We start from the raw sequence: 1515 nt of genomic DNA, 5'->3' as shown, positions 1-1515 counted from the left end.
TCGACCTTCACCACGATCGTCTTGTCACCCTTGTCGGAGACGACGACGCCTTCGAGAATTCGCTTGGGCATGTTCGTTGTCTCCTTAGGCCGCGGTCTGCTTGGAACGCAGGACGGTCTTGATCCGCGCGATGTCCTTGCGAACTTGGTCGACGCGGTGGGTCTTCTCGACTTGGCCCGTCGCCGCCTGGAAGCGCAGGTTGAATTGCTCTTTCTTCAGGTTCAGCAGGGTCTCGCCGAGTTGGTCGGGCGTCATGCCCCGGATATCGTCGATCTTCATCACGCGGCCTCCGCCACAGCGGCGTCGATACGGGTGACGATGCGGGTCTTCACCGGAAGCTTGGCCGCGCCGAGGCGCAGGGCTTCACGGGCCACATCGTCCGGCACGCCGTCGATTTCGAACATGATGCGGCCGGGGTGAACGCGGGCCGCCCAGTATTCGACGGCGCCCTTCCCCTTACCCATCCGGACTTCCGCAGGCTTGTCGGTGACCGGCACGTCCGGGAAGATCCGGATCCACACGCGGCCTTGGCGCTTCATCTGGCGGGTGATCGCCCGACGAGCGGCTTCGATCTGACGCGCGGTGATGCGTTCCGGTTCGACGGACTTGAGGCCATAGGCGCCGAAGTTCAGCGTGAAGCCGCCCTTCGCCGTTCCGTGGATCTTGCCCTTGAACTGCTTACGGTACTTGGTTTTCTTCGGAGACAGCATGGCTCTACCCTAGGCTCCAGCTTGCTCGCGGCGGTCACGGCGACCACGGTCGGGACGATCGCCCGAGCGGTCACGTCCGCCACCCTCGCCGGCCGGGCCGGATTCAGTGGCCAGGCGCTTGTCCAGCGCCATCGGATCGTGGTCGAGGACTTCGCCTTTGAAGACCCACACCTTCACGCCGATGATGCCGTAGGTCGTCTTGGCCTCGGTCACGCCGTAGTCGATGTCGGCGCGCAGCGTGTGACGCGGCACCCGGCCCTCGTGATACGATTCAGCGCGGGCGATTTCCGCGCCGCCGAGGCGGCCCGAGACTTCGATCCGCATACCCTTGGCGCCCAGTCGCATGCCGCTCTGCAGCGCGCGCTTCATGGCGCGACGGAAGGCGACGCGGCGCTCGAGCTGCTGGGCGATGTTCTCGGCCACCAGCTGGGCGTCGGTCTCGGGCTTGCGAATCTCGACGATGTTCAGGTGCACTTCGCCCTGAGTCATCGCGGCGATGTCCTTGCGGAGCTTCTCGATGTCCGCGCCCTTCTTGCCGATGATGACACCGGGGCGGGCGGCGTAGATCGTGATCCGGCACTTCTTGTGCGGACGCTCGATGATGATGCGCGAGACGCTGGCCTGGTAGAGGCGCTTCTTCAGATTCTTACGAATCTTCAGGTCCTCGTGGAGCATCCGACCATAGTCCGCGCCGTCGGCGAACCAGCGGCTGTCCCAGGTGCGGTTGATGCCGAGGCGAAGCCCGACCGGATTGACTTTTTGACCCATCAGGCGGCCTCACCCAATTCGCGGACCACGATGGTGA

Annotated in this window: 3 protein-coding genes and 1 pseudogene; all 4 read right to left on the bottom strand. The window is 64.6% G+C overall.

Annotation, left to right across the window (positions count from 1 at the left end):
- Window positions 1–71: pseudogene (locus Q8Q88_RS06765) on the bottom strand (30S ribosomal protein S17); the annotation flags it as partial.
- 13 nt (window positions 72–84) lie between these two features.
- On the bottom strand, window positions 85–279 hold the full coding sequence (gene rpmC, locus Q8Q88_RS06760) for a 50S ribosomal protein L29 (protein ID WP_254836847.1): 195 nt from the start codon (window positions 277–279) through the stop codon (window positions 85–87).
- Window positions 279–710: a 50S ribosomal protein L16 gene (rplP, locus tag Q8Q88_RS06755; protein ID WP_305674437.1), complete on the bottom strand. Its 432-nt coding sequence runs from the start codon at window positions 708–710 to the stop codon at window positions 279–281. The genes rpmC and rplP overlap by 1 nt, the downstream gene beginning before the upstream one ends.
- Before the next feature lie 9 nt (window positions 711–719).
- A complete protein-coding gene (rpsC, locus tag Q8Q88_RS06750; protein WP_305674436.1) occupies window positions 720–1478 on the bottom strand; it encodes a 30S ribosomal protein S3 in 759 nt (252 codons plus the stop codon).
- Window positions 1479–1515 lie beyond the last annotated feature (37 nt).

Origin of the sequence: Phenylobacterium sp., from assembly GCF_030697925.1 — a bacterium.
Lineage (GTDB): Bacteria > Pseudomonadota > Alphaproteobacteria > Caulobacterales > Caulobacteraceae > Phenylobacterium.
This window is presented reverse-complemented; position numbering and strand designations above follow the sequence as displayed.